Annotated in this window: 22 protein-coding genes; 8 read left to right on the forward strand and 14 right to left on the reverse strand. The window is 63.2% G+C overall.

The features are described 5' to 3' along the window. Positions 1-163 precede the first annotated feature (163 nt). The 4 genes from AKL28_RS20590 (at position 164) to AKL28_RS20605 (ending at position 3,861) form a co-directional block, all read left to right on the forward strand. Positions 164-1,084: a LysR substrate-binding domain-containing protein gene (locus AKL28_RS20590; protein WP_050470193.1), complete on the forward strand. Its 921-nt coding sequence runs from the start codon at positions 164-166 to the stop codon at positions 1,082-1,084. A gap of 220 nt (positions 1,085-1,304) precedes the next feature. Next, positions 1,305-2,654: an NAD(P)H-dependent oxidoreductase gene (locus AKL28_RS20595; protein ID WP_050470194.1), complete on the forward strand. Its 1,350-nt coding sequence runs from the start codon at positions 1,305-1,307 to the stop codon at positions 2,652-2,654. A gap of 8 nt (positions 2,655-2,662) precedes the next feature. Next, positions 2,663-2,986, forward strand: a complete 324-nt coding sequence (locus tag AKL28_RS20600) for a putative quinol monooxygenase (protein ID WP_050470195.1) — start codon at positions 2,663-2,665, stop codon at positions 2,984-2,986. Then, positions 2,983-3,861, forward strand: a complete 879-nt coding sequence (locus tag AKL28_RS20605) for an NAD(P)-dependent oxidoreductase (RefSeq protein WP_050470196.1) — start codon at positions 2,983-2,985, stop codon at positions 3,859-3,861. The genes AKL28_RS20600 and AKL28_RS20605 overlap by 4 nt, the downstream gene beginning before the upstream one ends. A gap of 67 nt (positions 3,862-3,928) precedes the next feature. Here the strand turns inward: AKL28_RS20605 and AKL28_RS20610 are convergent, their stop codons facing one another. The 4 genes from AKL28_RS20610 to AKL28_RS20625 all read right to left on the reverse strand — a co-directional run bounded on the left by AKL28_RS20610 (position 3,929) and on the right by AKL28_RS20625 (position 9,026). Then, positions 3,929-6,346: a TonB-dependent siderophore receptor gene (locus AKL28_RS20610; protein ID WP_050470197.1), complete on the reverse strand. Its 2,418-nt coding sequence runs from the start codon at positions 6,344-6,346 to the stop codon at positions 3,929-3,931. Between the two features lie 138 nt (positions 6,347-6,484). Beyond that, positions 6,485-7,315 carry a FecR family protein gene (locus AKL28_RS20615; protein ID WP_050470199.1) on the reverse strand — a complete coding sequence of 277 codons (831 nt, stop codon included), beginning with the start codon at positions 7,313-7,315 and terminating at the stop codon, positions 6,485-6,487. Next, positions 7,315-7,887: an RNA polymerase sigma factor gene (locus AKL28_RS24045; RefSeq protein WP_082221599.1), complete on the reverse strand. Its 573-nt coding sequence runs from the start codon at positions 7,885-7,887 to the stop codon at positions 7,315-7,317. The genes AKL28_RS20615 and AKL28_RS24045 overlap by 1 nt, the downstream gene beginning before the upstream one ends. 128 nt (positions 7,888-8,015) lie before the next feature. After that, positions 8,016-9,026 (reverse strand): GlxA family transcriptional regulator, encoded by a 1,011-nt coding sequence (locus AKL28_RS20625; RefSeq protein ID WP_050470201.1) that lies wholly within the window; start codon positions 9,024-9,026, stop codon positions 8,016-8,018. Positions 9,027-9,199: 173 nt separating this feature from the next. Between AKL28_RS20625 and AKL28_RS20630 the strand changes: the two genes are divergently transcribed. Continuing rightward, positions 9,200-10,201, forward strand: a complete 1,002-nt coding sequence (locus AKL28_RS20630) for a DJ-1/PfpI family protein (protein ID WP_231602553.1) — start codon at positions 9,200-9,202, stop codon at positions 10,199-10,201. Between the two features lie 78 nt (positions 10,202-10,279). On the opposite strand, the gene ilvD is transcribed toward AKL28_RS20630, so the two are convergent. From ilvD to AKL28_RS20675, 9 genes are all read right to left on the reverse strand, one after another. Next, entirely contained in the window at positions 10,280-12,142 is a 1,863-nt protein-coding gene (gene ilvD, locus AKL28_RS20635; RefSeq protein ID WP_050470204.1) for a dihydroxy-acid dehydratase, read from the reverse strand. A gap of 181 nt (positions 12,143-12,323) precedes the next feature. Next, the gene (locus tag AKL28_RS20640) at positions 12,324-12,530 is read right to left on the reverse strand and encodes a hypothetical protein (protein ID WP_050470205.1); all 207 of its coding nucleotides are present in this window, start codon (positions 12,528-12,530) and stop codon (positions 12,324-12,326) included. 170 nt (positions 12,531-12,700) lie between these two features. Further along, entirely contained in the window at positions 12,701-13,612 is a 912-nt protein-coding gene (locus tag AKL28_RS20645; protein WP_050470206.1) for a LysR substrate-binding domain-containing protein, read from the reverse strand. Between the two features lie 179 nt (positions 13,613-13,791). Then, positions 13,792-15,039 (reverse strand): ABC transporter substrate-binding protein, encoded by a 1,248-nt coding sequence (locus AKL28_RS20650; RefSeq protein WP_050470207.1) that lies wholly within the window; start codon positions 15,037-15,039, stop codon positions 13,792-13,794. Positions 15,040-15,178: 139 nt separating this feature from the next. After that, on the reverse strand, positions 15,179-16,645 hold the full coding sequence (gene tcuA / locus AKL28_RS20655; protein ID WP_050470209.1) for an FAD-dependent tricarballylate dehydrogenase TcuA: 1,467 nt from the start codon (positions 16,643-16,645) through the stop codon (positions 15,179-15,181). Between the two features lie 76 nt (positions 16,646-16,721). Continuing rightward, entirely contained in the window at positions 16,722-18,203 is a 1,482-nt protein-coding gene (locus AKL28_RS20660; RefSeq protein WP_050470210.1) for an aldehyde dehydrogenase, read from the reverse strand. Between the two features lie 229 nt (positions 18,204-18,432). Next, a complete protein-coding gene (locus AKL28_RS20665) occupies positions 18,433-19,071 on the reverse strand; it encodes an FMN-binding negative transcriptional regulator (RefSeq protein WP_050470212.1) in 639 nt (212 codons plus the stop codon). Between the two features lie 113 nt (positions 19,072-19,184). After that, positions 19,185-19,796 carry a superoxide dismutase gene (locus AKL28_RS20670; protein WP_050470213.1) on the reverse strand — a complete coding sequence of 204 codons (612 nt, stop codon included), beginning with the start codon at positions 19,794-19,796 and terminating at the stop codon, positions 19,185-19,187. A gap of 208 nt (positions 19,797-20,004) precedes the next feature. Beyond that, a complete protein-coding gene (locus tag AKL28_RS20675) occupies positions 20,005-20,439 on the reverse strand; it encodes a PACE efflux transporter (RefSeq protein WP_050470214.1) in 435 nt (144 codons plus the stop codon). A 137-nt stretch (positions 20,440-20,576) separates the two neighbouring features. On the opposite strand from AKL28_RS20675, the gene AKL28_RS20680 reads away from it, so the two are divergent. Continuing rightward, positions 20,577-21,482, forward strand: coding sequence for a LysR family transcriptional regulator (locus AKL28_RS20680; RefSeq protein WP_050470216.1), 906 nt, complete (start codon positions 20,577-20,579; stop codon positions 21,480-21,482). Between the two features lie 76 nt (positions 21,483-21,558). On the opposite strand, the gene AKL28_RS20685 is transcribed toward AKL28_RS20680, so the two are convergent. Next, positions 21,559-22,524, reverse strand: coding sequence for a 3-hydroxyacyl-CoA dehydrogenase NAD-binding domain-containing protein (locus tag AKL28_RS20685; protein ID WP_050470217.1), 966 nt, complete (start codon positions 22,522-22,524; stop codon positions 21,559-21,561). A 253-nt stretch (positions 22,525-22,777) separates the two neighbouring features. Here AKL28_RS20685 and AKL28_RS24620 point away from each other — a divergent pair, with 253 nt between their 5' ends. Then, a complete protein-coding gene (locus tag AKL28_RS24620) occupies positions 22,778-22,936 on the forward strand; it encodes a DUF5993 family protein (RefSeq protein WP_156226422.1) in 159 nt (52 codons plus the stop codon). An 11-nt stretch (positions 22,937-22,947) separates the two neighbouring features. Next, entirely contained in the window at positions 22,948-23,526 is a 579-nt protein-coding gene (locus AKL28_RS20690) for a disulfide bond formation protein B (protein ID WP_050470218.1), read from the forward strand. Positions 23,527-23,632 lie beyond the last annotated feature (106 nt).

A 23,632-nucleotide genomic window follows, 5' to 3' on the forward strand; every position in this document is an offset into this window, starting at 1 on the left:
CATTTGAACAATCCCGGGGGGACCGCAAACAGGTTCTGCAACTCTGACGGGAGGCCTTCCTGTGGCTGCCGCGGTGAGTTCGAGCTTGAATTTAAAAGGTTTGTTGGTGAAGTACAATTAATTTATTTTTCATTAATCTTTAGAAAATTTAAAGGGTTAGCGTATGTATCTGCCCCTCCGCGCCATCAGTGTGTTCCACGCCGCCGCCCGCTCCGGCAGCATTTCGGCGGCTGCCGATGAGCTCAATGTGACGCCCTCGGCCGTCAGCCAGCAGATCCAGGCGCTGGAGACCCACCTGGGCACGTCCCTGATGGTGAAAGTGGGGCGCGGCGTGGCGCTCACCGAGGCGGGGGAACGCTACTTCTCCATGATCGCCGAAGAGATCGACCGCATCTCCGAAGCCACCCAGAGCATCCGCGGCCTGCGGCCGGTCACCCTGCTGACGGTGCGCGCCACGCCCACGCTCTCGAGCAAGTGGCTGCTGCCGCGGCTCAAGGGTTTCCTGGATGCCAATCCCGACCTCGAAGTGCGCCTCAACGGCACCAACGAGGTCACCGATTTCACGCGTGAAACGGTGGATGTGGAAATCCGCCACGGCCGCGGCCAATGGCCGGGGCTCTACACCGAAGGGCTGACGGAGGAACTGTTCTTCCCGGTGTGCCGCCCCGACTACGCCGCACCCGGCAGCCTGACCGCGGAAGACCTGATGCACCACCGCCTGATCCAGTCGGTGAAGTCGCAGGTGCAATGGCCCTACTGGTTTTCGCTCACCAAGCTCAACCCGCCGAACCAGATGCGGCGCGTGCTGTTCGACCGCAGCCACATGGCCATCGATGCAGCGGCGGACGGCATCGGCCTGGCGCTGGAAAGTTCGCTCATGATGTGGCGCGAGCTGCGCGACGGCGCGCTGGTTTGCCCATTACGCCATCCTCCGCGCGTGGCGCAAACTACGCAATGGGTGGTCTGCCCGGTCGACAGCCTGCGCAAGAAAAAAGTCAGCCTGTTCCTGGACTGGCTCAAGGAAGAAGTGAAGCAGTGGCAAGCGCAGCAATTCATCCCGCCCGGCATGCCCGGCGCCAAATAATTAGAAAAACTAAGCATTTCCATCGTAAATGTTAATTGTTTTAACAAGATGCGCTGATTAAACTTTTTTGCACGGGTTGGCTGTGTCGTCGATTCACACCGCAGACGCCCCGCAAAAAAGGAGACACGGCAAGGATCCCATCCCTGCCGCTTTGACGAGTCAGTCGCATCCGGCGCCCCTCTACGCATCGGGCTGCCGCACATTACGAGAAGGAATGGACATGAATTTGTATAGCTTGCTGCGCGAGCGCGCGGCCGCCGGCCGCCCTGTGCGCGTCGGCCTGATCGGCGCCGGTAAGTTCGGCTCCATGGTGTTGGCCCAGGCGCAGCATATCGAAGGCATGCACGTGGTCGGCGTGGCCGACCTCAATGTCGAGAAGGCGCATGCCTCGCTCAACCGCGTGGGCTGGCCCAAGGAACGCTACGCTGCCAAGAGCCTGGGCGAAGCCGTCAAGAACGGCACCACCTGCGTGCTGGAAAACGCCGCTGCGCTGGCCGACTGCGAAGAGATCGAATGCATCATCGAAGCCACCGGCCATCCGATCGCCGGCGTGCGCCATGCGCTCTCCGCCATCGATGGCGGCAAGCATGTGGTGATGGTCAACGTCGAAGCCGACGCCATGTGCGGCCCGCTGCTGGCGGCACGCGCCAAGGCCAAGGGACTGGTCTACAGCATGGCCTACGGCGACCAGCCGGCCATCATCTGCGAACTGGTGGACTGGGTGCGCTCGTGCGGCTTCGAGCTGGTCTCGGCCGGCAAGGGCATGAACTTCGAGCCGCGCTACCGCTACTCGACGCCGGATACCGTCTGGGGCTATTTCGGCTGGACCGATGAAGAAGTGGCCAAGGGCGACTTCAACCCCAAGATGTACAACTCCTTCACCGACGGCACCAAGGCCGCGATCGAAATGGCGGCGGTGGCCAACGGCACCGGCCTGGATTGCCCGGACGATGGCCTGGCGTTTCCGCCGACCGGCCTGCATGACCTGGCCGGCGTCTTCAAGCCTGCTTCCGAAGGCGGCCGCCTGCCGCGTTCGGGCCTGGTCGACATCGCTGCCAGCCAGGAGCCCGATGGCCGCGAAGTGTTCAACAATATCCGCTACGGCGTGTTCGTCACCTTCAAGGCGCCGACCGAATATGCACGCGCCTGCTTCAAGCAATACGGCCTGCTGGTGGACAAGTCGGGCTGGTACGGCTCGATGTGGCGCCCGTTCCATATGATCGGCCTGGAAACCAGCATCAGTGTGCTGTCGGCCGTGCTGCGCGGCGAATCGACCGGCTGCTCCAAGGAGTTCCGCGGCGATGCCGTGGCCACCGCCAAGCGCGACCTGAAGCCGGGCGAATTCCTCGACGGCGAAGGCGGCTACGCAGTCTGGGCCAACGCCATTCCCGCGACCAAGAGCCTGGCCCACGGCGCCTTGCCGATCGGCCTGGCGCATAACGTCAAACTCAAGCGCGCCGTTGCCAAGGACACCGTGGTCCGCTTCGAGGATGTGGAACTGCTCAACGACCTGGATGTAGTGGCCCTGCGCCGCGAGATGGAAAACCAGGCGCGCGGCAACATCCGCTAGGAGCACGCATGGCAAACGCAGATGCATTTGCCGTCATCGCGGAGTTCGAGGTAAAGCCGGCCTGCATGGCGGCTTTTCTCGCGCTGGCGCATGACGATGCCCATCATTCCGTCAACAGCGAACCGGGCTGCCAACGGTTCGACGTGGTGCGGCTCGACGGCTCCAACCATGTGCTGTTCTACGAACTGTACGACGACCGGCGCGCCTTCGACCGCCATCTCGAAACGCCTCACCTCAAACGCTTCCAGGCCGGCTTCCCGGCACTGGTGGTGCGCGAGTTGCCGGTGCGTTTCGGCCAGATGAACCGGCACTGGGAAGGAAGCCCCGCATGAAGACCATCGGCTTCATCGGCACCGGCATCATGGGCTTGCCCATGGCCGGCCACCTGCTGCGCGCCGGGCTGGCGGTGAAGGCATGGAACCGCACGCCGGCCAAGGCCTCGCCGCTGGCGGAGCTGGGCGCGCGCATCGTGCCGTCGGCGGCAGAGGCGGCCAGGGATGTCGACGCGCTGGTCTGCATGCTCAGTTCCGGCCCGGCCTGCGACGAACTGCTGCTGGGCGAACGGGGCGTCATCGCCGCGATGAAACCCGGCACCTTGCTGGTGGTGATGAGTTCCATCCCGGTGGAGACGGCGCGGCGGCAAGCCGCCATTGCCGGTGAACATGGCATCCTCTATGTGGATGCGCCAGTCTCGGGCGGGGAAAAGGGTGCGAAGGAAGCCACGCTGGCCATCATGGCAGGCGGCGCGGCGCCGGCCTGGGAAGCCGCGCAACCGCTGCTGGCCGTGATGGGCCGGCCTACGCATGTCGGCCCGGCAGGATGCGGGCAGCTCGCCAAACTGGTGAACCAGATGATGGTGGCGGCCAACATCGCCAGCGTCTCCGAAGCCATGCTGCTGGCCGAACATGGCGGCGCCGACGTCGCCAAGGTACGCGAGGCGCTGCTGGGCGGCTTCGCCGACTCGACCATCCTGCGCCAGCATGCGCTGCGCATGATCGCCTCGGACTTCACGCCCGGCGGTCCGGCCAAATACCAGCTCAAGGACACCCGCACTGCAATCGCCTTCGCGCACAGCGTGGGCTTGTCCTTGCCGATGCTCAACCAGGCCGACCAGTTGTTTGGCGACATGGTCGAACATGGTGATGGGGAACTGGACCATAGCGGCATCATCCTGGAGCTTCGCAGAAGGCAAGGACTGCCGGCTTAAAACGCATGAATTAAATGGGGCGGCTACGCAATTGCCGTAGCCGCCTCATTCAGGTCAAGCCATCGCCTCACCAGCGGTAACGCGCCGTCGCCAGCACCTGCCGGCCGTTGCCATAGATGCAGCGCGCATCGTAATAGCAGCCGGTGACATAGTCACGGTTGAACAGGTTGCTGCCGGTCAGCGACAAGCGCCAGCTTGGCAAGTCGTAATGGAGCGCAGCATCGAACAAGGCGTAGCCCGGAATGCTCAGCGAGTTGTCCGGTGAGCCGGCGTTGCTGCTGACATAACGCACCCCGCCTCCGAATCCCAGCCCCGATAACGCACCGCCGCGCAGCGTGTAGTCCAGCCACAGCGACGCCATCTGGCGCGGGCGCGGAATATCGATCGGCCATTTGTTCAGGGTGGTTGGGTCGTTGGTCTTGGTGTTCTTGACATCCTGGTAGGTATAGCTGGCGATCACATTCAGGTTGCGGTTGATCTCCGCCACCGCTTCCAGTTCAAAACCGCGCGAGCGGACCTCGCCGGTCTGCACATAGCTGTTGCCGCTGGGATCGTTGAGGTCGACGGTCGTCACGTTCTGCTGCTTGATTTCGAACACGGACGCGGTGATCGAGGTCTTGCTGCTGCCGGGCTGGTATTTGACGCCGGCTTCCAGCTGCTTGCCGGTGGTCGGCTTGAACATGTTGTTGGACGAATCGCGGCCAAGCTCGGGCATGAACGATGTCGAATAGCTGACGTAAGGCGCCAGCCCCGATTCGTCCAGATACACCAAGCCGATGCGGCCGGTGTAGGCGCTGTCCTTTTGCGATTGCGAGGTGTTCGCCACCAGGTCGTCGACCACGCTCTTGGTCCAGTCCTTGCGGCCGCCCACGGTCAGGATCCAGTGCTTGTCGAACTTGATCTGGTCTTGCAGGTACACGCCGACCTGTTCTTGCGTGGCGATCGAACTGCCCGGCGTGGCGCCGTCAAAGATCGACGTGTCGAAGCGAGGATAGACAGGATGATAAAGATTGAAGGATCCCGGAATCAGCACGTCGTATTCCAGGCTGTTTTTGCGCTGGCGCTGGAAGTCCACACCCGCCAGTGCAGTATGCGCGATGGCGCCGGTGGAGAATTTGGCTTGCGCCTGGTTGTCGAGCGCCAGCCGGTAATAATCGAACTTGGCCAGGTAAGCATCGCGCAGCATGGTGCTTTGCGTGGCGTCCGCCGGATCGAGGCCGACGCCGTAGGTCATCTGGTCGTCCAGTTTGACTTTGCTCCAGCGCAGGTTCTGGCGCACGGTCCAGGTGTCGTTGAAGCGATGTTCGAACAGGTAACCCACCGAGTACTGCTCTTTGACATAGTGGTCCCAATCCGGCGAACCGGTGAACAGGGTGCTGGAAATCTTGCCGTTGGGATTGGGCAGGATAGTTCCCGATGCGGGCAGGAAACTGTCCGACGCATTGGTGCGGTCGCGCAGGTAGGTGAGTTGCAAGGTCAGCGTGGTGTCGGTATCGGGCATCCAGGTCAGCGACGGCGCCAGCATCAGGCGCTGGTCCTTGAAGGGGCCGAGCGGCAGGTTGCTGTCGCGCGCCAGGCCGGTGAAGCGGTACAGCAGCTTGCCGTCCTCATCCAGCTTGCCGCTGAAGTCGCCCGCCAGCTGGCGGCGCGAGTTGGTGCCGACCTGCATTTCGAGTTCATGCAGCGGCTGCGCCGTCGGCAGCTTCGACACCATGTTGACGGTACCGCCCGGATCGCCCTGGCCGTACAGCACCGAAGCCGGCCCCCGCAGCAATTCGATGCGCTCCAGCTGGTAAGGGTCGACGCGCCAGCTGGCGAGGTTGATCGTGGTCGGCAGTTGCAGGCCGTCGAGGTAAACGCTGGGCACGAAACCGCGCACCACGGTGTACCAGTCCGAGCGCGTCCCCGCGCCGTAGGATGAGACGGCGGCGCTATAGCGCAGGGCCTCGTTCACGCTTTGCGCGCCCTGGGCTTCGTAGCGGTCGCGGGTGATGACGCTGATCGACTGCGGCGTTTCCAGGATCGAGCTGTCGGTCTTGGTCGCCGTGGCGCTGCGCGTGGCGACATACCCCTGGACCGGGCCGTAGGCGCTTTCTTCCCGTTCACCGCTGACGGTCACAGCGGGCAGCTGGGTCTCGTTTTTGGAGAGGCCGGCGGCTTGCACCGTGAAGGTCTTGTCGGCTTGTTCGCGCACTTCCAGGCCACTGCCGGACAACAGCCTGTCGAGCGCCTCGCGTGCGGTGTAGCTGCCCTTGAGCGCGGGTGCGGTGCGGTCCTTGGCCAATCCGCTGGCGAAGAAGATCTGGATACCGGTTTGCCGCGCCAGGGCATTGAGCGCCCGGTCCAGCGGCTCAGCCGGGATATCGACATTGACCTTGGCGGTCTGGGCATACGATGACGCGGCCAGCAGGATGGCGGCAGCCAGGACGTTCAGGCGCAGCAAAGTGGAACGGCGCGGTGATGCCGAAGGGGTAAAGCGGTGCACGGGTAGTCTCCTTGAAAATGGCTCTCATGGAGATAGCCGAACCAGCCCTGGGGTTACCCAACCCGTATTGAGAAATATTTTTATTTATCTTTACAATTGAGATGACAACGGCCCCCGAGCGAGATCGTGAACAGATCCTTAGCGCGCCTTGATCCGGACAACGCCGTTGCTGCCATCGCGCGCCACGGCCACCGGCAGGATGGCCGGCAGGAGATCGAGCATGGCGTCAGCCCGTGCGGTATCGAACACACCCGACACCCGCAGGCTTCCCAACTCATCATCCACCGGCGCAATGCGCGTGCTGATGTAGCGCTGCATTTCCTGCAAGGCGTCGCGCAGCGGCGTACGGTCGAACATCAGCTTGCCGTCTTTCCAGACGGTCTGCGTGGCGGCATCGACCGCCGCCACGGCTGAGACCTGCTGCCCGACGGCCTGCACCTGCTGGTTCTCGGTCAGGTAGACCGGCTCGCCGCCACTCTGCACCTTGACCCGCCCCCTGAGCACCGTGACCTGCACCGACTCCGGCTTGCGCCAGACATCGAACATGGTGCCCACCACCGTGACGCGGGTATCGCCCGCCTCCACCGTGAAAGGACGATACGTCTTGTGTTCGACATCGAACAAGGCCTGCCCGGTATGCAGCTGCACGCGGCGCGACCGCAAGTGCCAGGCGATATCGAGGCGGGTATCGGTATTGAGGACGATACGGCTGCCGTCGGCCAGCTCGGCCGTCAGCTGGTGCCCCACCGGCGTCGACAGATAGTCGGTGCGATAGGCGGGATCGGCCCACAGCACGGCAACACCGGCTGCGGCCGCGACCACGGCCGCAAGCGCCAGCTTGCCACGCCGGCGCGGCTTGGCGGCGGAGGCCGGCGGCAAGGGAAAACGCTCCATCAGCACATCGCGATGCCGGGCGATGGCTTGCTCGGCGGGCTGAAAATCTCCCGATTGATCCTGCTCGATGCGCATCAGTTTCTTTCGTCCGCTTGCAGTCTTGCACGGCATGCAGCCATACCGACGCGCAAATGCTTCTCCACCATTTGCCGGGAAATGTTCAGGTGCCCGGCAACCTGCGCCTGCGGTATCTGGTGGATCTTGTGCATGATAAAAACCTCCCGGCATCGTGGCGGAAGATTCTCGATAACATTGATCAGCACGTCAAGGTTCTGATGCGTTTCCAGGCGATCTTCGTGGCTGGGGGCATCGGCGGCGCAATCGGGAAGGTCGGCTACCGGCTCGACCAATGCGCGGCGGCCTTCTTCGACACGATACCGGTCGATCGCAAGGTGAGTGGAAACGCGGCGCAAGAAAGCAAACGGGGTGTGCACCGCGGTTTGCGGCGGCTGTTCCAGCAATTGCACGCAGACATCCTGCATCACGTCGCGCGCAAACCCCTTGTCGCCGAAGCGGCGGCGCAAATGATCGACCAGTTCATCGTAGTGATGAACCAGTGCGGAAATCAGCCCTGGAGAAGGATCGCGCTGCAAGAGGGGTACCTGGCGGATGACGTGAAAAACTTCGAAATTATAAATGATAATCATTATTATATTGATATTTCTGTTTTTCGATGGTCCGAAAAGGATGACCCATTTTAAATCGCCGCTTGGGAGATGAGGCCTGCGGCCGCTTTTCATTTTCCCATTGCGTACCGCTCCATATCGCCAAAGCGCTAAGAACCCGCAGCGAAACGCGACCGATATTCCGAGGGCGTCAATCCCAGCTCCTGGCGGAAGACGCGGTGCATCGTGTCCGCCGTTTTCAATCCGCTTCTCTCTGCCACACGATCAATCGTCCATGCGGTCTTTTCCAAATGGCGGCAGGCATGGTCGAGGCGTATCTGCAGCACATGGCGCGCCGGAGTCTTGCCGACCTCTTGCAAGAACCGGCGCGCGAAATTGCGCGGGCTCATGGCGGCGCGGTCGGCAAGCGCGGGAACGCTCAGGTCGGCTTGTGGATGCTCCAGCATCCACACCAGCAATTCGGAGAACAGATCGCTTTCGGCAGCCTGTGCTTCCAAGGTCGAACTGAATTGCCGCTGTCCTCCCGGCCGATGCAGGAACAGGACGAGATCGCGTGCGATAGCCGCGGCGACCGCGTGGCCGAGGTCGGCCTTCACCAGCGCCAAGGCCAGGTCGATACCGGCCGTCACGCCTGCCGAAGTACAAATCCGCCCATCGATGCGATAGATCGCGTCCGGCTCCACCCGCGCCTGCGGAAAGTATTCCTTGAGCGCGGAAATTGCCGCCCAATGCGTCGTGACTGCGCGCCCATCCAGCAAACCGGCAGCGCCAAGCACAAAAGCGCCGGTACAGATACTGCCGACGCGGCGCGCGGACTTGGCATGCGTAGCCAGCCAGGCAACCAGTGCCGGATCCGTCGCGGCGCGGCGGATGGCCTGTTCGTTCCCACCGGCGACCAGCAGCGTATCGATATTTCCGGCAATGCCCGACAAGGGCTCGATGCCGCCCAATGTCAGTGGCGAACGCGTCTTGATGGGGGCGCCGTCGATGGATGCCACACGGATGTCATAGGTGCCGGGAACCTGCTCCTCGGCGCGCGAGAAGACTCCGATCGGGCCGGCCAAGTCCAGCGGCTCGGCCCCGTCAAAGGCAATGAAGACAATTTGGCGGGGCGGGTTGCGGCGAGATGCGGATGGCAGAAAATCAGGCTTCTCTGTCATGGTGATCGATGCCTCGCCAGCCTACGATACGGCTATCGCAATTGTTTAACAGGGACGACATGGAAAGAAGGCGTTTTTTGTTGGGGATGGCAGCCGTTGCCGTGATACCGGCCGGCCGATGTACAACAGCGGCAGCGGCGGCGCATGGGAAGGGCGATGCGCCCTCCCCTTCCATGCCACGTCCGCCGAAGCGCGTACGGCCGCTGGTCGCGATTGTCGCCGACAACCGCGGGACGGAAACCACCGACCTCATGATTCCTCAAGCAGTCCTGACGCGCTCGGGCCTGGTTGACGTAGTCGTGGTGGCGCCGGAGTCCGGAGACATTGCATTGATGCCCGCATTGACAATCGCCACCCAGCAAACGCTCGACGCCTTCGACCGCGCCCATCCCGATGGCGCGGACTATGTGATTGTACCTGCCTTCCATCACGACGAAAGTAGCGGCCCGGTGATCGATTGGCTCAAACGCCAGGCCGGTTCGCATGCGGTCGTCGTGGGAATCTGCGAAGGCGCCAAAGTCCTCGGCCGCGCGGGATTGCTGGATGGCAGGAAGGCCACTACACACTGGTACGCCGCCGACTCCTTGCGCTTGGCCTACCCCACGATGCGCTGGACGCCGCACCGCCGCTACGTCATCGACGGCGGCATTGTGACGACCACCGGAGTAACCGCTTCCCTGCCCGTCTCTCTTGCCTTGGTGGAAGCCATTGGAGGCTCCCGGCCGGCACGGGAACTGGCCGGCCGCATGGGCATCGCCGACTATGGGGACGCCCATCGCAGCGACCGTTACCGTTTGAACGCCAGCCGCATCTGGCGCGTGGTTTCCAACGGCGCCGCCTTATGGAGGCACGAAACGGTGGGCATACCGGTCGATGACGGCGCCGATGGCATCGCACTGGCCCTGACCGCCGACCCGTGGTCGCGCACCTATCGCTCGCAAGCCATCGCCGTCGGAACGGGATCGTCGGTCATCACCCGTGACGGCTTGCGCTTGCGCCTTGCTGATCGACACAAGCCGGACTGGCTCATCCGGCTTGATGCAGGCATGCCTTCCGCCAAGCATCTCGACCGGGCGCTGTCGGCCATCTCCTCCCGCTACGGCGACAGCACGGCCGACCTGGTCGCGCTCCAACTGGAATATCCCTGGCCGGATGGCCTTGGCGATGCAGGCTGAAGAGCACCCGACGAGGACGTAGCGGCGAAAAAAAACCGCCAGTCTAGCCTGGCGGTTTTTTCATCGGGCTTTCCCCGATCAGCGCTTGAGCTGCGACAGGTCGCGCACCGCGCCGCGGTCGGCCGAAGTGGTCAGCGCGGCATACGCTTGCAATGCCTGCGACACCACGCGTTCGCGGTTGCCCGGTTGCCATGCCTTGTCGCCCAGCGCTTCCATGGCGGCGCGGCGCTTGGCCAGGTCGTCGCCGGAGATGCGCAGGTTGATGGTGCGGTTGGGGATATCGATGTCGATCATGTCGCCCTCTTCCACCAGGCCGATGGCGCCGCCTTCGGCCGCTTCCGGCGAAGCGTGGCCGATCACCAGGCCCGAGGAGCCGCCGGAGAAGCGGCCGTCGGTGAACAGCGCGCATGCCTTGCCCAGGCCCTTGGACTTGATGTACGAGGTCGGGTACAGCATTTCCTGCATGCCGGGGCCGCCCTTGGGGCCTTCGTAACGCACGATCACCACGTCGCCGGCCTTGACCTTGTCGCCCAGGATGCCTTCCACTGCGGCGTCCTGGCTCTCGAACACGCGTGCGGTGCCGGAGAACTTCAGGATGCTTTCATCGACGCCGGCAGTCTTCACGATGCAGCCCTTCTCGGCGATGTTGCCGTACAGGACCGCCAGACCGCCGTCCTTGGAGTAGGCGTGCTCGAGGTCGCGGATGCAGCCGTTGGCGCGGTCCAGGTCGCTGGTCTCGAAACGCTCTTCCTGCGAGAACGCGGTTTGCGTGGGCACGCCGCCGGGCGCCGCGCGGAACAGCTTGTGCACGGCCGGGTCGCTGGAGACGCGGATATCGTATTTCTCGATCGCCTCGCCCAGGGTCTTGCTGTGCACGGTCGGGCGCGAAGTGTCGAGCAGGCCGGCGCGGGCCAGCTCGCCCAGGATGGCGATGATGCCGCCGGCGCGGTGCACGTCTTCGATGTGGTACTTGTTGGTCATCGGCGCGACCTTGCACAGGCAGGGCACGTTGCGCGAGATGCGGTCGATGTCGGCCATGGTGAACTCCACCTTGGCTTCATGCGCGGCGGCCAGCAGGTGCAGCACGGTGTTGGTCGAGCCGCCCATGGACACGTCCAGGGTCATCGCGTTTTCCCAGGTTTCCTTGGTGGCGATGTTGCGCGGCAGGATGGAGTAGTCGTCCTGCTCGTAGTGGCGCTTGGCCAGCGCCACGATCTCCCGGCCGGCGCGCAGGAACAGCTCCTTGCGGTCGGCGTGGGTGGCCAGGATGGTGCCGTTGCCCGGCAGCGACAGGCCCAGCACTTCGGTCAGGCAGTTCATCGAGTTGGCGGTGAACATGCCCGAGCAGGAGCCGCAGGTCGGGCAGGCCGAGCGCTCCACTTCGGCCACGTCGGCGTCGGAGATGTTCTTGTCGCCGGCCTGGATCATGGCGTCGACCAGGTCCAGCTTGATGACCTTCTTGTCGGCATTGACGGTCTTGATGACCTTGCCGGCTTCCATCGGGCCGCCGGAGACGAAGATCACGGGGATGTTGATGCGCATGGCGGCCATCAGCATGCCCGGGGTGATCTTGTCGCAGTTCGAGATGCATACCATGGCATCCGCACAGTGGGCGTTGACCATGTATTCGACCGAGTCGGCGATCAGGTCGCGCGAGGGCAGCGAATACAGCATGCCGTCGTGGCCCATGGCGATACCGTCATCGACGGCGATGGTGTTGAATTCTTTGGCTACGCCACCTGCCGCCTCGATCTCGCGCGCCACCAGCTGGCCCAGGTCTTTCAGGTGCACGTGGCCCGGCACGAACTGGGTGAACGAGTTGACCACGGCGATGATGGGCTTGGAGAAATCGCCATCCTTCATGCCGGTAGCGCGCCACAATGCGCGGGCGCCCGCCATGTTGCGGCCTTGGGTGGTGGTATAGGAACGGTAGGTAGGCATGTTGGGTGTCTCCTCAGAGCTGCGAACGAAAAGGAGCACTAGGGTGCCGTGGGCGGCTCCAGTTGTCCAATATATTATTCAGTGCTTTTTAATTCGCGCAGAATATTACAGAAAAGGCCGCCTCAGCGGCCCTGCTTCTTTAGAACCTGTCCGGGATCTCGCCGGCAAAGGCGGATGGCGTTCATTTGCGTACCGCGGCGTCGATTGCGCTCACGATGGCGATGGCCTTTTCGATCACTTCGGCCTGGCTGGCGACTTGCATGCTGACCTTCAGCGCATGAAGCTGTTCCCGGGTTTCCTTGCTGACCGGCACGTTAATGAAACCGTCTGGATCACGAATGAAGCCGGGGTCCTGCCTGCTTTCCTGGGGAATGGATTTTCTGGCCACGTCGTACTCCTTGTTGTTAGGAACTGGTGGTACCCATTATGGGGGTTAGGCTAGCGATCCACCAGCAACAAAGTCTCACTCAATGAGAGAAACCGATGAATGTTTTAAGGCTTGTACCGGCGCCGGATGCACTGCGCACATGCTGACGGTGAACGTACGTTCGGTCCGGTTCAACTGCCGTCGTGTTCCTTGCGGTATTGCTCGGACACGGCGCGCAGCCAGTCGCGCAACGCCTGCACACCGGGGTTGCCGTGCTTGTTCTCGGGCACGATGAAATAGTAGTCCTTGGCGCCCGGCACCCGCATCTCCCAGGGGATGGTGAGCTGGCCGCCGGCGATCTCGTCGGCGACATAGGTGCGCGGCACCAGGGCGATGCCGGCGCCGGCGCGCGCGGCTTCGATCAGCATTGCGTGCATGTTGTAGCGAGGCCCCTTGAGGGTCCGCACGTCGGCCACGCCAGCCAGCTCGAACCAGCGCGACCAGGCCTCGGGGCGTCCCGATTTGTGCAACAGCACATGCGAAAGCAGGTCCATCGGGCGTGCGCATTGCAAAGCGCCGATCAGTGCAGGACTGCACACCGGCACCAGCTCCTCGGTAAACAGGTAGGTACTGATCGCATTGGTCCAGACCGGATGGTCGAAGTGAATGGCGGCATCGAAGCTTTCTTCGGAGAACAGGAAGGGATCTTCGCGCGCGGTGACGTTCAGGGTGATCAGCGGATGCTGCAGGCGGAATTGCTCCAGCCGCGGCATCAGCCACTTGAGGCCAAAGGTCGGCAGCACCGCCAGTTCCAGCGCCACGCGGCCATCGTCGTGCGCCATGGCCAGGGTCGTTTCCATTTCCAGCCGGTCGAGCGTGGCGCGCACCGTCAGGCTGTAGTTGCTGCCGGCTTCGGTAAGCAGCAGGCGCTTCTTGACGCGGCTGAACAGCTTCACGCCGAGGTAATCTTCCAGCATGGCGATCTTGCGGCTGATCGCCCCCTCGGTATAGGACAGCTCCTCTGCGGCGCGCGTGAAGCTCAGATGGCGCGCCGCCGATTCGAACGCCTCCAGCATACTGGTGCCGGGAATTTTTCTTCTCATCGCTCATCCAGAATCAACTGAAGCCCGCGGATTGCGGGCCACGCAGCGCGGTTTATTCTAGCACCCGCCGACACACCGCCAACCCGGCGATCCGGCGGCTGGCGGTGCTTCCGGCAAGCGACAATGCATCAGCCGCACGCGTGAAATTCTGATCCTCCCAGTACCTTACCTGCGAACCGTCATTTTTTCAGTAACGGGCAAGTACTGGCCGACAGCGGCGGGTAGGCATCGTCGCCGGGAACGGTAGCGCGCAGGTTGTAGTAATCCCAGGGCCCCTTCGATTCGGCCGGCGTCTTCACCTGCATCAGGTACATGTCGTGCACCAGCAGGCCGTCGGCGCGGATCTTGCCGTTCTTGGTGTAAAAATCGTTGACCGGCGTTTCCTTCATTTTCTTGATCACCGCATCCGGGTCGTCGGTGCCGGCGGCCTTGACGGCGTTGAGGTAATGCATGGTCGAGGAATAGTCTGCGGCCTGGATGGCCGATGGCATCTTGCCCATGCGTTTGTAAAAACGCTGCGACCACTTGCGGGTCTCGTCGTTGAGATCCCAATAGAAACCTTCGGTGATGAACAGGCCCTGCGCCGTCTTCAAGCCCAGCGCATGAACATCGTTGATGAACATCAGCAGGCCGGCGAATTTCTGCTTGCTGGCCGGGCTGAGCATGCCGAACTCGGCGGCGGTCTTGATGGCGTTGATGGTGTCCGCACCGCCATTGGCCAGGCCGATGATCTTGGCTCCGCTGCTTTGCGCCTGCAACAGGTAGGAAGAAAAATCCGAGGTATTGAAGGGATGCTTGACCGATCCCACCACCTTGCCGCCGGCGGCTTCGATGATGGCCGTGGTGTCGGCCTGCAGCGAGTAGCCGAAGGAATAGTCGGCCGTAATGAAGTACCAGCTATTGCCACCCTGCTTGACGATGTACTTGCCGGCGACGTTGGCCAGCGAGGCGGTATCGTGGTTGTAATGCAGGCTGTAGGGCGTGCAGTCCTCGTTGGTCACGCGCGTGGTGCCGCCGCCGGTGACGATGGAGATGCGCTTCTTCTCCCCGGCCACCTTGATGACTGCCAGCGCCGTCGCCGAACCGGAGATGTCGGTGATCATGTCAACCTTGCGCTGGTCGATCCATTCGCGCGCGGTGGAGGCGGCGATGTCGGCCTTGTTCAGGTGGTCGGCCGCGATCACGTCGATCGGCACGCCATTGACCTTGCCGCCGAAGTCCTCCACCGCCATCTTGACTGCCTCCACCGCCCCCTTGCCGGCGAAATCCGAGAAGGTTCCGGAAAGGTCGGTCAGCACACCGATGCGCACCACGCCGTCGGACATTTTCGGATCCTGGGCCATGGCATTGCCCGCTACTGCCGCCGCTGCCAACGCGATGGCCGCGGCCTGCTGCAAACGCTTCTTCCCTGCGTGATTCGTTTTCATTCCGGTCTCCTCACTTCGATGGTCTTGTTATCCGGCGGCAAGCCGCCTCCCCGGCACGCGGACGCGACCGTGGCAATGGCGGCATGCCGCCTGTTTTTCCGTGCATATCCGCCTGCCGGCCTCGCCGGCAGGTCCTGGTTCAGCGCTGGCGCGCGGCGGCGTGCTCGCCGGCGATGCGTCCGAACACCGCGCCGCGCATCACCGAGGTGGCGCCGGTGTACACCTGGTGGTACAACCCTGCCGCTTCGCCTGCGGCATACAGGCCGGGAATGGCGCGCCCGTCCTGGTCCACCACCTGGGCCGACTTGTTGGTCTTGATGCCGCCATAGGTAAAGCAGATGCCCGGCACGATCGGGTAGGCGAAGAACGGCCCCTGGTCGATGGCGCGCGCCCAGTTCGACTTGCGGATGTCCAGGCCTTCGGCGGCCAGGCCATCCACGTCCAGCGCGGAAAATTTACCCCCGGCCTTGCCGCAGGCGGCGTTGTATTCATTGACGGTGCGCAACAGCGGCGCCGCATCGATGCCGCACAGCGCTGCCAGCTCTTCCAGCGTGGCAGCCTGCAGCGGCGGCTGGTCGGTGCGGATGCTCTTCTTCCAGTTCGGCACGTCATCCATCTTGCGGTCGAACAGCACGTAGGCGATGCCTTCAGGCTGGTCGCCAATGTCGCGCGAGATGTGGTCGTAGTGGATGTCGACCGGACCGGGCGCCTCATCGGTGAAGCGCTTGCCGCGCTTGTTGACCAGGATGCCGTAAGGGAAATTCATCACCAGCGCCTCGGCCGCCGTCGAACGCGGATCGAGCGGTTCGGCGTGGTAGGAGCCGAAGTCGCCGGCCGGCGCGGCACCGTTTTCCAGCGCCATGCGAATGCCTTCGCCGCGATTGAAGTAACCGCCCGGCGCCACCGGCCGCACGTATCTGGCGCTGCTGCCCAAGTAGCGGGTGAGCATCTCGGCATTGCCCTCGAAACCGCCGGAGGCGATCACCACGTTGCGCGTACGGATGGCCTGCCGGCGGCCGGCCTCGCACACCACGTCGACGGCAAAACCATCATCCTCGCGCCGCATGGCGTTGGCGGTGGTCTGGTAGCTGATATGCACGCCGATCTTCTCGGCGTGCGCACGCAGCGCCTCGATCATCGCCAGGCCGCCGCCGGCCGGCATCATGCGCGGCGCCGCGGCAGTCAGGAAATAGGTCGGCATGTTGCTGAAGCGAATGCCGAAGGTCTTGAGCCATTGCACCGTGGGCCCGGCCTGCTGCGCCAGCGTCGACACCAGCTCGGGATCGGTCATGCCGTGCGCCCTGACGTAGGAGGGCCAGTTCTCGTAGTCCGCGCCGACCTCGCCGATGATGTGCGGGTCGAGGTTGTAGCCGGCGTTGGCGATCAGGCGCTCTTCGAAGTCATCGCTGACCTCGTGCTCGTTCTTCATGCGGAAATAGGATTCGGTCCAGCGCGTGTTGCCGCCGAATTTTTCCTTCACCGCGCGTTCCAGCACCAGTACGCGGGCGCCGGCGGCGCGGGCCGACACCGCCGCCGACAAACCCGAGATGCCGCAGCCGATGACCAGCACATCACAGGCAGGCAGCGTATCCGTCTGCGCATTCATCTTGTCTCCTCAGTCTCCGTACGCCTGGCAATTAGCCGGCGTGATCTTGTCGATAGGCGCGGCATCCGCCGCCGGGTCAATACTTGCGAATGAAAGGGTCCGGCATGTCGAGGTCGGTGGAGATCCATACGCTCTTGGTCTCAAGATATTCCTTGATGGCCTCCATGCCTCCCTCGCGTCCCATGCCGCTGTCCTTGTAGCCGCCGAAGGGCGTCGTGAAACTGGTGGAGCGATAGTTGTTGACCCACACCGTCCCGGCCTTGATCTTATCGGACATGAGCATGGCGCGATGCAGGCTCCTGGTCCATACGCCGGCCGCCAGGCCGAAGCGGATGTCGTTGGCGATGCGGATGGCGTCTTCCTCGTCCTTGAAGCGGATGATGGACAGCACCGGGCCGAACACTTCTTCCTGCGCAATGCGCATGCCGTTGTCCACATCCACGAAGATGGTCGGCTCGACGAACTGGCCGCAGCCGAAGCCTTCGCCGGTACGCGCGTTGCCGCCGAACACGCAGCGCGCGCCTTCGTTCTTGGCGATGCCGATGTAATCCATGATTTTCTCGAACTGCGGTCGCGTGGCCACCGGGCCGACCTGCACATCGGAACGGGTGGGGTCGCCGAGCTTGGCCTTGCTGGCGATGGCCACCAGGCGCTCGACGAATTCGTCGTGGATGCTCTCCTGCAGCAGCAGGCGCGAACCGGCCATGCAGGTCTGGCCGCCGGCCGAGAAGATGCCTGTGATCACGCCGTTGGCCGCGCGCGCCAGGTCGGCGTCGTCGAAGATGATGTGCGGCGACTTGCCGCCCAGCTCCAGCGAAACGCGCTTGAAATGCTGCGCGCCCAGCACGTTGACCTTGCGCCCGCCCTCGTCGCCGCCGGTGAAGGCGATGCGCGGCACCTTGGGGTGCGTCACCAGCGGCTCGCCCACTTCATGGCCGAAGCCGGTCAGCACGTTGAACACGCCCGGCGGGAAACCGGCTTCGACGAACAACCTGGCCAGCTCAAACAGCGATACCGAAGTATGTTCCGACGGCTTGGCCACCACCGTGTTGCCGGCCGCCAGCGCCGGCGCCACCTTCCATGCCGTCAGCAGCAGCGAGGAGTTCCACGGCGTGATGGTGGCGACGACGCCGACCGGCTCGTACTTGGTGTAGTTGAACACCTTGGGCTTGTCCATCGGGATCACCGCTCCCTGTACCTTATCGGCCAGGCCGCCGTAGTAGTAGAAGTACTTGGCCATGTACCTGACCTGGCCGCCGACTTCGCTCTTCAGCTTGCCGTTGTCGCGGCTCTCGGCCAGCGTCAGCGTCTCGGCGTGCTGCTCGATCAGTTGGCCCAGCTTGTGCAGCAAGAGGCCGCGGTCGGTGGCCGACATCTTGCCCCACGGCCCCTGCATGGCGGCTGTGGCCGCCTCCACGGCGCGCTCGACGTCATCCTTGTTGGCGCGCGGGATCTGCGCCCAGGCTTCGCCGCTGAACGGGTCGAGCGAATCGAACCACTGGCCCGACAGGGGATCGACCCATTCGTTGTTGATAAAAAGCTGATAGCGCTGCGCCATGCTGTCTCCTCGGGAATGTGGCTTCCGTTTCCATTGATGAAAAATTATTGTGTTCGCCGGGGGGTGTTGGCAAACGATTAATCGTCATCAGTTTGTGCGGAAATGGAATCAACATCGCAGCATTGCCCCTGTCCATCCAAGGCAAGAGGACGCCGGGCCGGCGGCGTTACCGCCCCCCCGAACCCGGTACTGTTCGCCACGTTGCATGGCGAAGGGGGCGTCAACGGATTTATTTTTCCTTGGCCACTGCTTCGGCCAGCATCGCATCGCCCACGACGTGGCTGCCATTGGCCTTGAGCGCCTCGCCGGCGCCGCGGATATCGCGCACTTCCTTGTTCTGGCTGAGCTTGCGCTTGCCGGCCAGGCGGGTGATTTCGATTTCGATGCCGACGATGGCCTTGAGCATCGTGTCGATGAAATCGGCCGGCGCGTCCGACATCTTCCACGACGCCGGCTGCGCCGCCTCGTGGGTACGCGTCAGCCGCGCCACCACGCCGCGCACATAGCGCTCGTCGTCGCGGATGACGATGCGGCCGTGGGCATGCACCACCATATAGTTCCAGGTCGGCACCTGCTTGTGCGCCTCATGCTTGCTGGGATACCAGCTTGGCGAGACATAGGCGTCGCCGCCTGAAAAGATCACCATCACCTCGTCGCCGTCGGCCAATTCGCGCCACAGTGGATTGGCGCGCGCCACGTGGGCATGCAGCGTACCCAGCGCGCCCTGCGCCGGGTCGAGGTGGAACGGCAGATGGTTGGCGTCCAGCCCGCCGGCGCCATGCGAGACCAGCACGCCGAACGGAGAACTGGCGATCATCTGGTGCAGGACTTCGGTGCGCGGTTCGTCGAAGTGGGCGGGTACGTACATGGCGGCTCCTGGCAGCTTGGCTGGGTAGTGGGGATGGCAGGGATGGCGGCGTCAAACGGGATGAATTCAATGCCAAATCCCGTTTTCGCCAATTTCATTGGATCGGGATCATGTTAACCGATAGCAGCCGCATAACGGCGTGCCACTTCCGGCCAGTTGACGACGTTGTAGAAAGCGCCGATATATTCCGGCCGGCGGTTCTGGTAGCGCAGGTAGTAGGCATGTTCCCACACGTCCAGGCCGAGGATGGGAGTGTTGCCGCCCATCAGCGGGCTGTCCTGGTTGCCGCTGCTTTCGACCACCAGGTTCTTTTGCGGCGTCACCGACAGCCAGGCCCAGCCGCTGCCGAAACGCGACACCGCGGCCTTGGTGAAGGCTTCCTTGAAGGCGTCGAAACCACCCAGCTCGGCATCGATGGCGGCGGCCAATCTGCCGTCCGGCTTGCCGCCGCCGCCCGGCGCCATCACCGTCCAGAACAGCGCATGGTTGGCATGGCCGCCACCCTGGTTGACCACGGCGGCACGGATGTTGTCCGGCACCTCCTTGACGCGCGAGACCAGTTCCTCCACCGTCAGCCTTTCCCATTCGGTGCCGGCCACGGCGGCGTTGAGGTTGTTGACGTAGGTCTGGTGATGCTTGGTGTAGTGGATTTCCATGGTCTGCGCATCGATGTGCGGCTCAAGCGCATCGTAGGCATAGGGAAGGGCTGGCAGGGTATAAGGCATGGCATTGCTCCGTGATATTGAATGTCCCGGCCGTGGAGTTGGCCGGGTTCGGAGGCTGCCGGGTGGGTGGCGATGGACGCTTTTGGGCTCAGCCCAAAGGACTAAAAGATTCAATTCTAGAGGGAAATGCGGAAGACTTATCCCTGCCGCCAGCAGGGGCTCCCGCATTCAACCGCGTGCTGCGTTATCTTCCGGAGCAGGCTTCGGATCAGTTCTGGGGAACCGGCATGGCCGAGCTCGGCAAGCCGAACACCTTGTCGAAAGCGAGGTTGAACAGGTAGGTGTAGACCATGAAGAATACGATCAGGCCCAGATCCAGCACGAAGGCATCCCACAGGCCGATACCCAGCCACCAGGCGAACAACGGCACCAGCATCAGCACCAGCCCGCCCTCGAACCCGAGGGCATGCGCGATACGGCGGCCGACGCTGCGGCCGCGCTTGGCCTGGCGCGCTTCCCAGCGCTCGAAGATGCCGTTGAAGATGAAGTTCCAGATGAAGGCGACGGTCGACGAAGCCACTGCCGCCGCGGTCGAATGGGCGCCGTCATGGCCGGCGATCACCGCCAGGCCGAAGGTGGTGAAACCGATCGCCAGCAGCTCGAACGTACAAGCGTAGACGAATTTGCGTTTGAAACCTTGCATGGTAATTCTCCTGATTGGATTGCAGGCCGCCAGCCACGACATATGGAACGGCCTTGGGTACAAGAAGAATTCTATGGTTTAATTACTGATAGAAGAAGTCAGCTTCTTTCAATTTTATTGATAGATAAAGAGACAACATGGCCTTCTCCAGCGACAATGTGAAAGTCTTCCTGGCGGTGCTCGACGGCGGCTCCTTCTCGGCCGCGGCGCGCATGCTGGGGCGCGTGCCTTCGGCAGTCAGCATGGCCATCAGCCAACTGGAGGCCGAACTGGACCTAGTGCTGTTCGACCGCACCGCGCGCGACGCCCGTCCCACCGACATGGCGCGCGCGCTGGAGCCGGACGCGCGCCTGCTGGCCAGCACCCTGCGCCAGCTCGACGCCCATGCGCTGGCCATGCACCAGGGGCTGGAACGCAAGCTGACGCTGGCCGTCGCTCCCGAACTGTTGTCGGTACCCTGGGCCAAGCCGCTGGCGGTGCTGGCCGAGGAGTTTCCCTCGCTGGAAGTGGAAGTCCTGTCTTCGCCGCAAGCCGATGCCATGCGCATGCTGTATGAAGACTGCGCGCAACTGGCAGTGGTATTCGAGCGCCACGCCGGCAACGACCGCGAAGCTTTCCAGGAATTCAGCAGCGAAATGCTGGTGGCGGTGATCTCGCCGCAGCATCCGGCATTGAAGACCAAGAAACGCAAGCTGCGCTACGAAGACCTGTACGATATCCGCCAGATCGCCGTGGCCAGCCGCGACGCCAGCGTCTCCGACCCGCGCTTTTTCCTCGCGCGCCAGATCTGGCGCACCGACAACCACCTGGCTACGCTGTCGCTGGTGCGCGAGGGGCTTGGCTGGGCCTACCTGCCGCACAGCCTGGTGCAGGCGCAAATCGACTCGGGCGCGCTGATCGCCATCGATTTCGACAACATCAGCAATCAGTTGCGGCTGTGGGTGGACGTGGTGTGGAACAAGGACAAGCCGCTGGGGCTGGGGGCGCAGCGCTTCATCGCATTGATGCGGGAGATGGCGCCGAGCAGGCGCAAGGGGAAATGAGGATGGCGGGTTGCCGAACGCCGTTGTCCTGACTTTCGTCAGGACAACGGCGTTTGGATTGAAACCTGTGGCCCCATCAAGGCAGCACTTTGGACTCCGCCTTGGACGCCAGCAATTTCACCAGCAGCCGGTCCCGCTCCGCCGCTACCTCCGCCGACGTCATCCCCTGCATCTGCTGTTCCACGCCCGCGCGCAGGATTTCCTTCAGCCCGTCGGTGATCGCCGGCGTCCCCAGGTCCGCCCACCAGCTCTCGATCGGCGGCCCCAGATGGTCCAGCATGTGCTTGATGCCGCCCTCGCCGCCGGACATGTGCAGGTTCAGGTAAGGCCCCATCAGCGCCCAGCGCAATCCCGGGCCATAGGCAATCGCGGTGTCGATATCCTCGGTGCTGGCCACGCCCTGCTCCACCAGGTGGAAGGCTTCGCGCCACAATGCCGCCTGCAGGCGATTGGCGATATGGCCCTTGACCTCCTTGCGTACATGGATCGGCTTCTTGCCGATGGCGGCGTAGAAATCGATAGCGCCTTGCACCGCTTCCGGCGAGGTCAGTTGGCCGCCGATGACTTCCACCAGCGGGATCAGGTGCGGCGGGTTGAAGGGATGGCCCAGCACCACGCGCTCGGGATGGCGGCAAGCCGCCTGCACCTTGCTCATCAGCAGGCCCGATGAGCTCGACGCCAGGATCACCTGCGCCGGCAGGGCGGCATCCATGCGCCGGAACAGGTCGGTCTTCAGGTCTTCGCGCTCGGGCCCGTTTTCCTGCACGAAATCGGCGCCTTGCAGCGCATCTTCCAGCTTCTCGAAAAAACGCAGGCGGGAAACCGATGCGCCCGGCGCCAGGCCCAGCGTTTCCAGGCTGGGCCAATGGCGCGCGACGGCCTCGCGCAATTTCTGTTCGGCGTCGGGCATGGGGTCGGTGGCCGATACGTCCAGGCCCTGAGCCAGGAAATACGCGACCCAACTGGCGCCGATCACGCCGGTGCCGACCACGGCAATCCGCTTGATCCCACCTGTGCCTCGTGTGCCGCCTGTTTGCTGCATTTGCCTCTCCTCTTCTCGTTTCTATTTGATGGTTCAGGACACGGCGAACACATAGGTGCGCCCATGTCGCCGGCTCGTTCCAGGCCGGCCGGTTTGATTATCGGTATGACAAGAAGACGCCTTCTTCTCCCGGAAAAATCAGGTCCCGCCCTGAAAAGACTGCAGCTTATCACCTGCCAACGGCCATCTTTACGCTATCATCGCGCACAAACAAACCGCCCCATAGACAACAATCAAAACAAAGGCATTCCCCATGTTCATGTACCTTCCCTTCCTGCTGGCGCTGCTGGCCGTGATCGGCATCGTGATCGGCTGGAGGACGTTCAGTTTCGCAATGTGGCTATGCGCACTGTGTGTGACGCTGTATTGGTTCAGCTTCCACGCGACCAGCCCGCTCAACCTTTCCTTCTGAGGCCGGCCGCCATGAACCAACCCATCCTGTCGTCTTCACGCGACCGCGCCACTTCCGGCGGCAACATACTGAACGTGCTGGGGCTGCTGGCTGTTTGTGCCTCGCTGGGCATCGCCTTTTATTATCAGCTGTCCCTGAAAGAACTCCCCTGCCCCCTGTGCCTGCTGCAGCGCGCCGGCCTGATCCTGACCGGCATCGGCCTGATGATGAACGTGCGCTTCGGCGTCAGGAGCGCGCACTACGGCGTCGCGCTGGCCGGCGCACTGGTCACCGGCATCGTCGCGCTGCGCCAGGTATTGCTGCACATCGCGCCGGGCGACGCCGGCTACGGTTCTACCTTCATGGGCCTGCATTTCTATACGCTGGCCGCGCTGGCTTCATTGGCGGCAGTGGCCGGTATCGCGGCGCTGCTGATGCTCAAGAGCTGGGAAATGCCGACCCGCTTCCCGGCGTGGAAATCGGCCGGCGGCAAATTGGCCTGCATTCTCTTCCTGCTGCTGGTGGCCGGCAACCTGGCCTCGACGGTGCTCGAATGCGGCGCCGGCGCCTGCGAAGACAACCCCACCTACTACCTGCTGCTCGGCAAATAAAAAAAGCCGGCGCAGAAAGAACCGTTTGGTTCCCTCCGCGCCGGCATCAAGTCCGACGGCTCAAGACTACTCATGCATGGCGCTTAGGACCTGTTCACGGTCTCGG

Origin of the sequence: Herbaspirillum chlorophenolicum (assembly GCF_001189955.1) — a bacterium.
Lineage (GTDB): Bacteria > Pseudomonadota > Gammaproteobacteria > Burkholderiales > Burkholderiaceae_D > Herbaspirillum > Herbaspirillum chlorophenolicum.

Bases quoted from the DNA above. Each gene is read 5' to 3' on its own strand.
- ilvD (WP_050470204.1), bottom strand. From the start codon at position 12,142: ATGCCTACCTACCGTTCCTATACCACCACCCAAGGCCGCAACATGGCG.
- AKL28_RS20615 (WP_050470199.1), bottom strand. From the start codon at position 7,315: ATGCGCATCGAGCAGGATCAATCGGGAGATTTTCAGCCCGCCGAGCAA.
- AKL28_RS20625 (WP_050470201.1), bottom strand. From the start codon at position 9,026: ATGACAGAGAAGCCTGATTTTCTGCCATCCGCATCTCGCCGCAACCCG.
- AKL28_RS20600 (WP_050470195.1), top strand. From the start codon at position 2,663: ATGGCAAACGCAGATGCATTTGCCGTCATCGCGGAGTTCGAGGTAAAG.
- AKL28_RS20675 (WP_050470214.1), bottom strand. From the start codon at position 20,439: ATGCAAGGTTTCAAACGCAAATTCGTCTACGCTTGTACGTTCGAGCTG.
- AKL28_RS20670 (WP_050470213.1), bottom strand. From the start codon at position 19,796: ATGCCTTATACCCTGCCAGCCCTTCCCTATGCCTACGATGCGCTTGAG.
- AKL28_RS20665 (WP_050470212.1), bottom strand. From the start codon at position 19,071: ATGTACGTACCCGCCCACTTCGACGAACCGCGCACCGAAGTCCTGCAC.
- AKL28_RS20595 (WP_050470194.1), top strand. From the start codon at position 1,305: ATGAATTTGTATAGCTTGCTGCGCGAGCGCGCGGCCGCCGGCCGCCCT.
- AKL28_RS20605 (WP_050470196.1), top strand. From the start codon at position 2,983: ATGAAGACCATCGGCTTCATCGGCACCGGCATCATGGGCTTGCCCATG.
- AKL28_RS20685 (WP_050470217.1), bottom strand. From the start codon at position 22,524: ATGCAGCAAACAGGCGGCACACGAGGCACAGGTGGGATCAAGCGGATT.
- AKL28_RS20590 (WP_050470193.1), top strand. From the start codon at position 164: ATGTATCTGCCCCTCCGCGCCATCAGTGTGTTCCACGCCGCCGCCCGC.
- AKL28_RS20680 (WP_050470216.1), top strand. From the start codon at position 20,577: ATGGCCTTCTCCAGCGACAATGTGAAAGTCTTCCTGGCGGTGCTCGAC.
- AKL28_RS20645 (WP_050470206.1), bottom strand. From the start codon at position 13,612: ATGAGAAGAAAAATTCCCGGCACCAGTATGCTGGAGGCGTTCGAATCG.
- AKL28_RS20690 (WP_050470218.1), top strand. From the start codon at position 22,948: ATGAACCAACCCATCCTGTCGTCTTCACGCGACCGCGCCACTTCCGGC.
- AKL28_RS20660 (WP_050470210.1), bottom strand. From the start codon at position 18,203: ATGGCGCAGCGCTATCAGCTTTTTATCAACAACGAATGGGTCGATCCC.
- AKL28_RS20650 (WP_050470207.1), bottom strand. From the start codon at position 15,039: ATGAAAACGAATCACGCAGGGAAGAAGCGTTTGCAGCAGGCCGCGGCC.
- AKL28_RS24620 (WP_156226422.1), top strand. From the start codon at position 22,778: ATGTTCATGTACCTTCCCTTCCTGCTGGCGCTGCTGGCCGTGATCGGC.
- AKL28_RS24045 (WP_082221599.1), bottom strand. From the start codon at position 7,887: ATGATTATCATTTATAATTTCGAAGTTTTTCACGTCATCCGCCAGGTA.
- AKL28_RS20630 (WP_231602553.1), top strand. From the start codon at position 9,200: ATGCCACGTCCGCCGAAGCGCGTACGGCCGCTGGTCGCGATTGTCGCC.
- tcuA (WP_050470209.1), bottom strand. From the start codon at position 16,645: ATGAATGCGCAGACGGATACGCTGCCTGCCTGTGATGTGCTGGTCATC.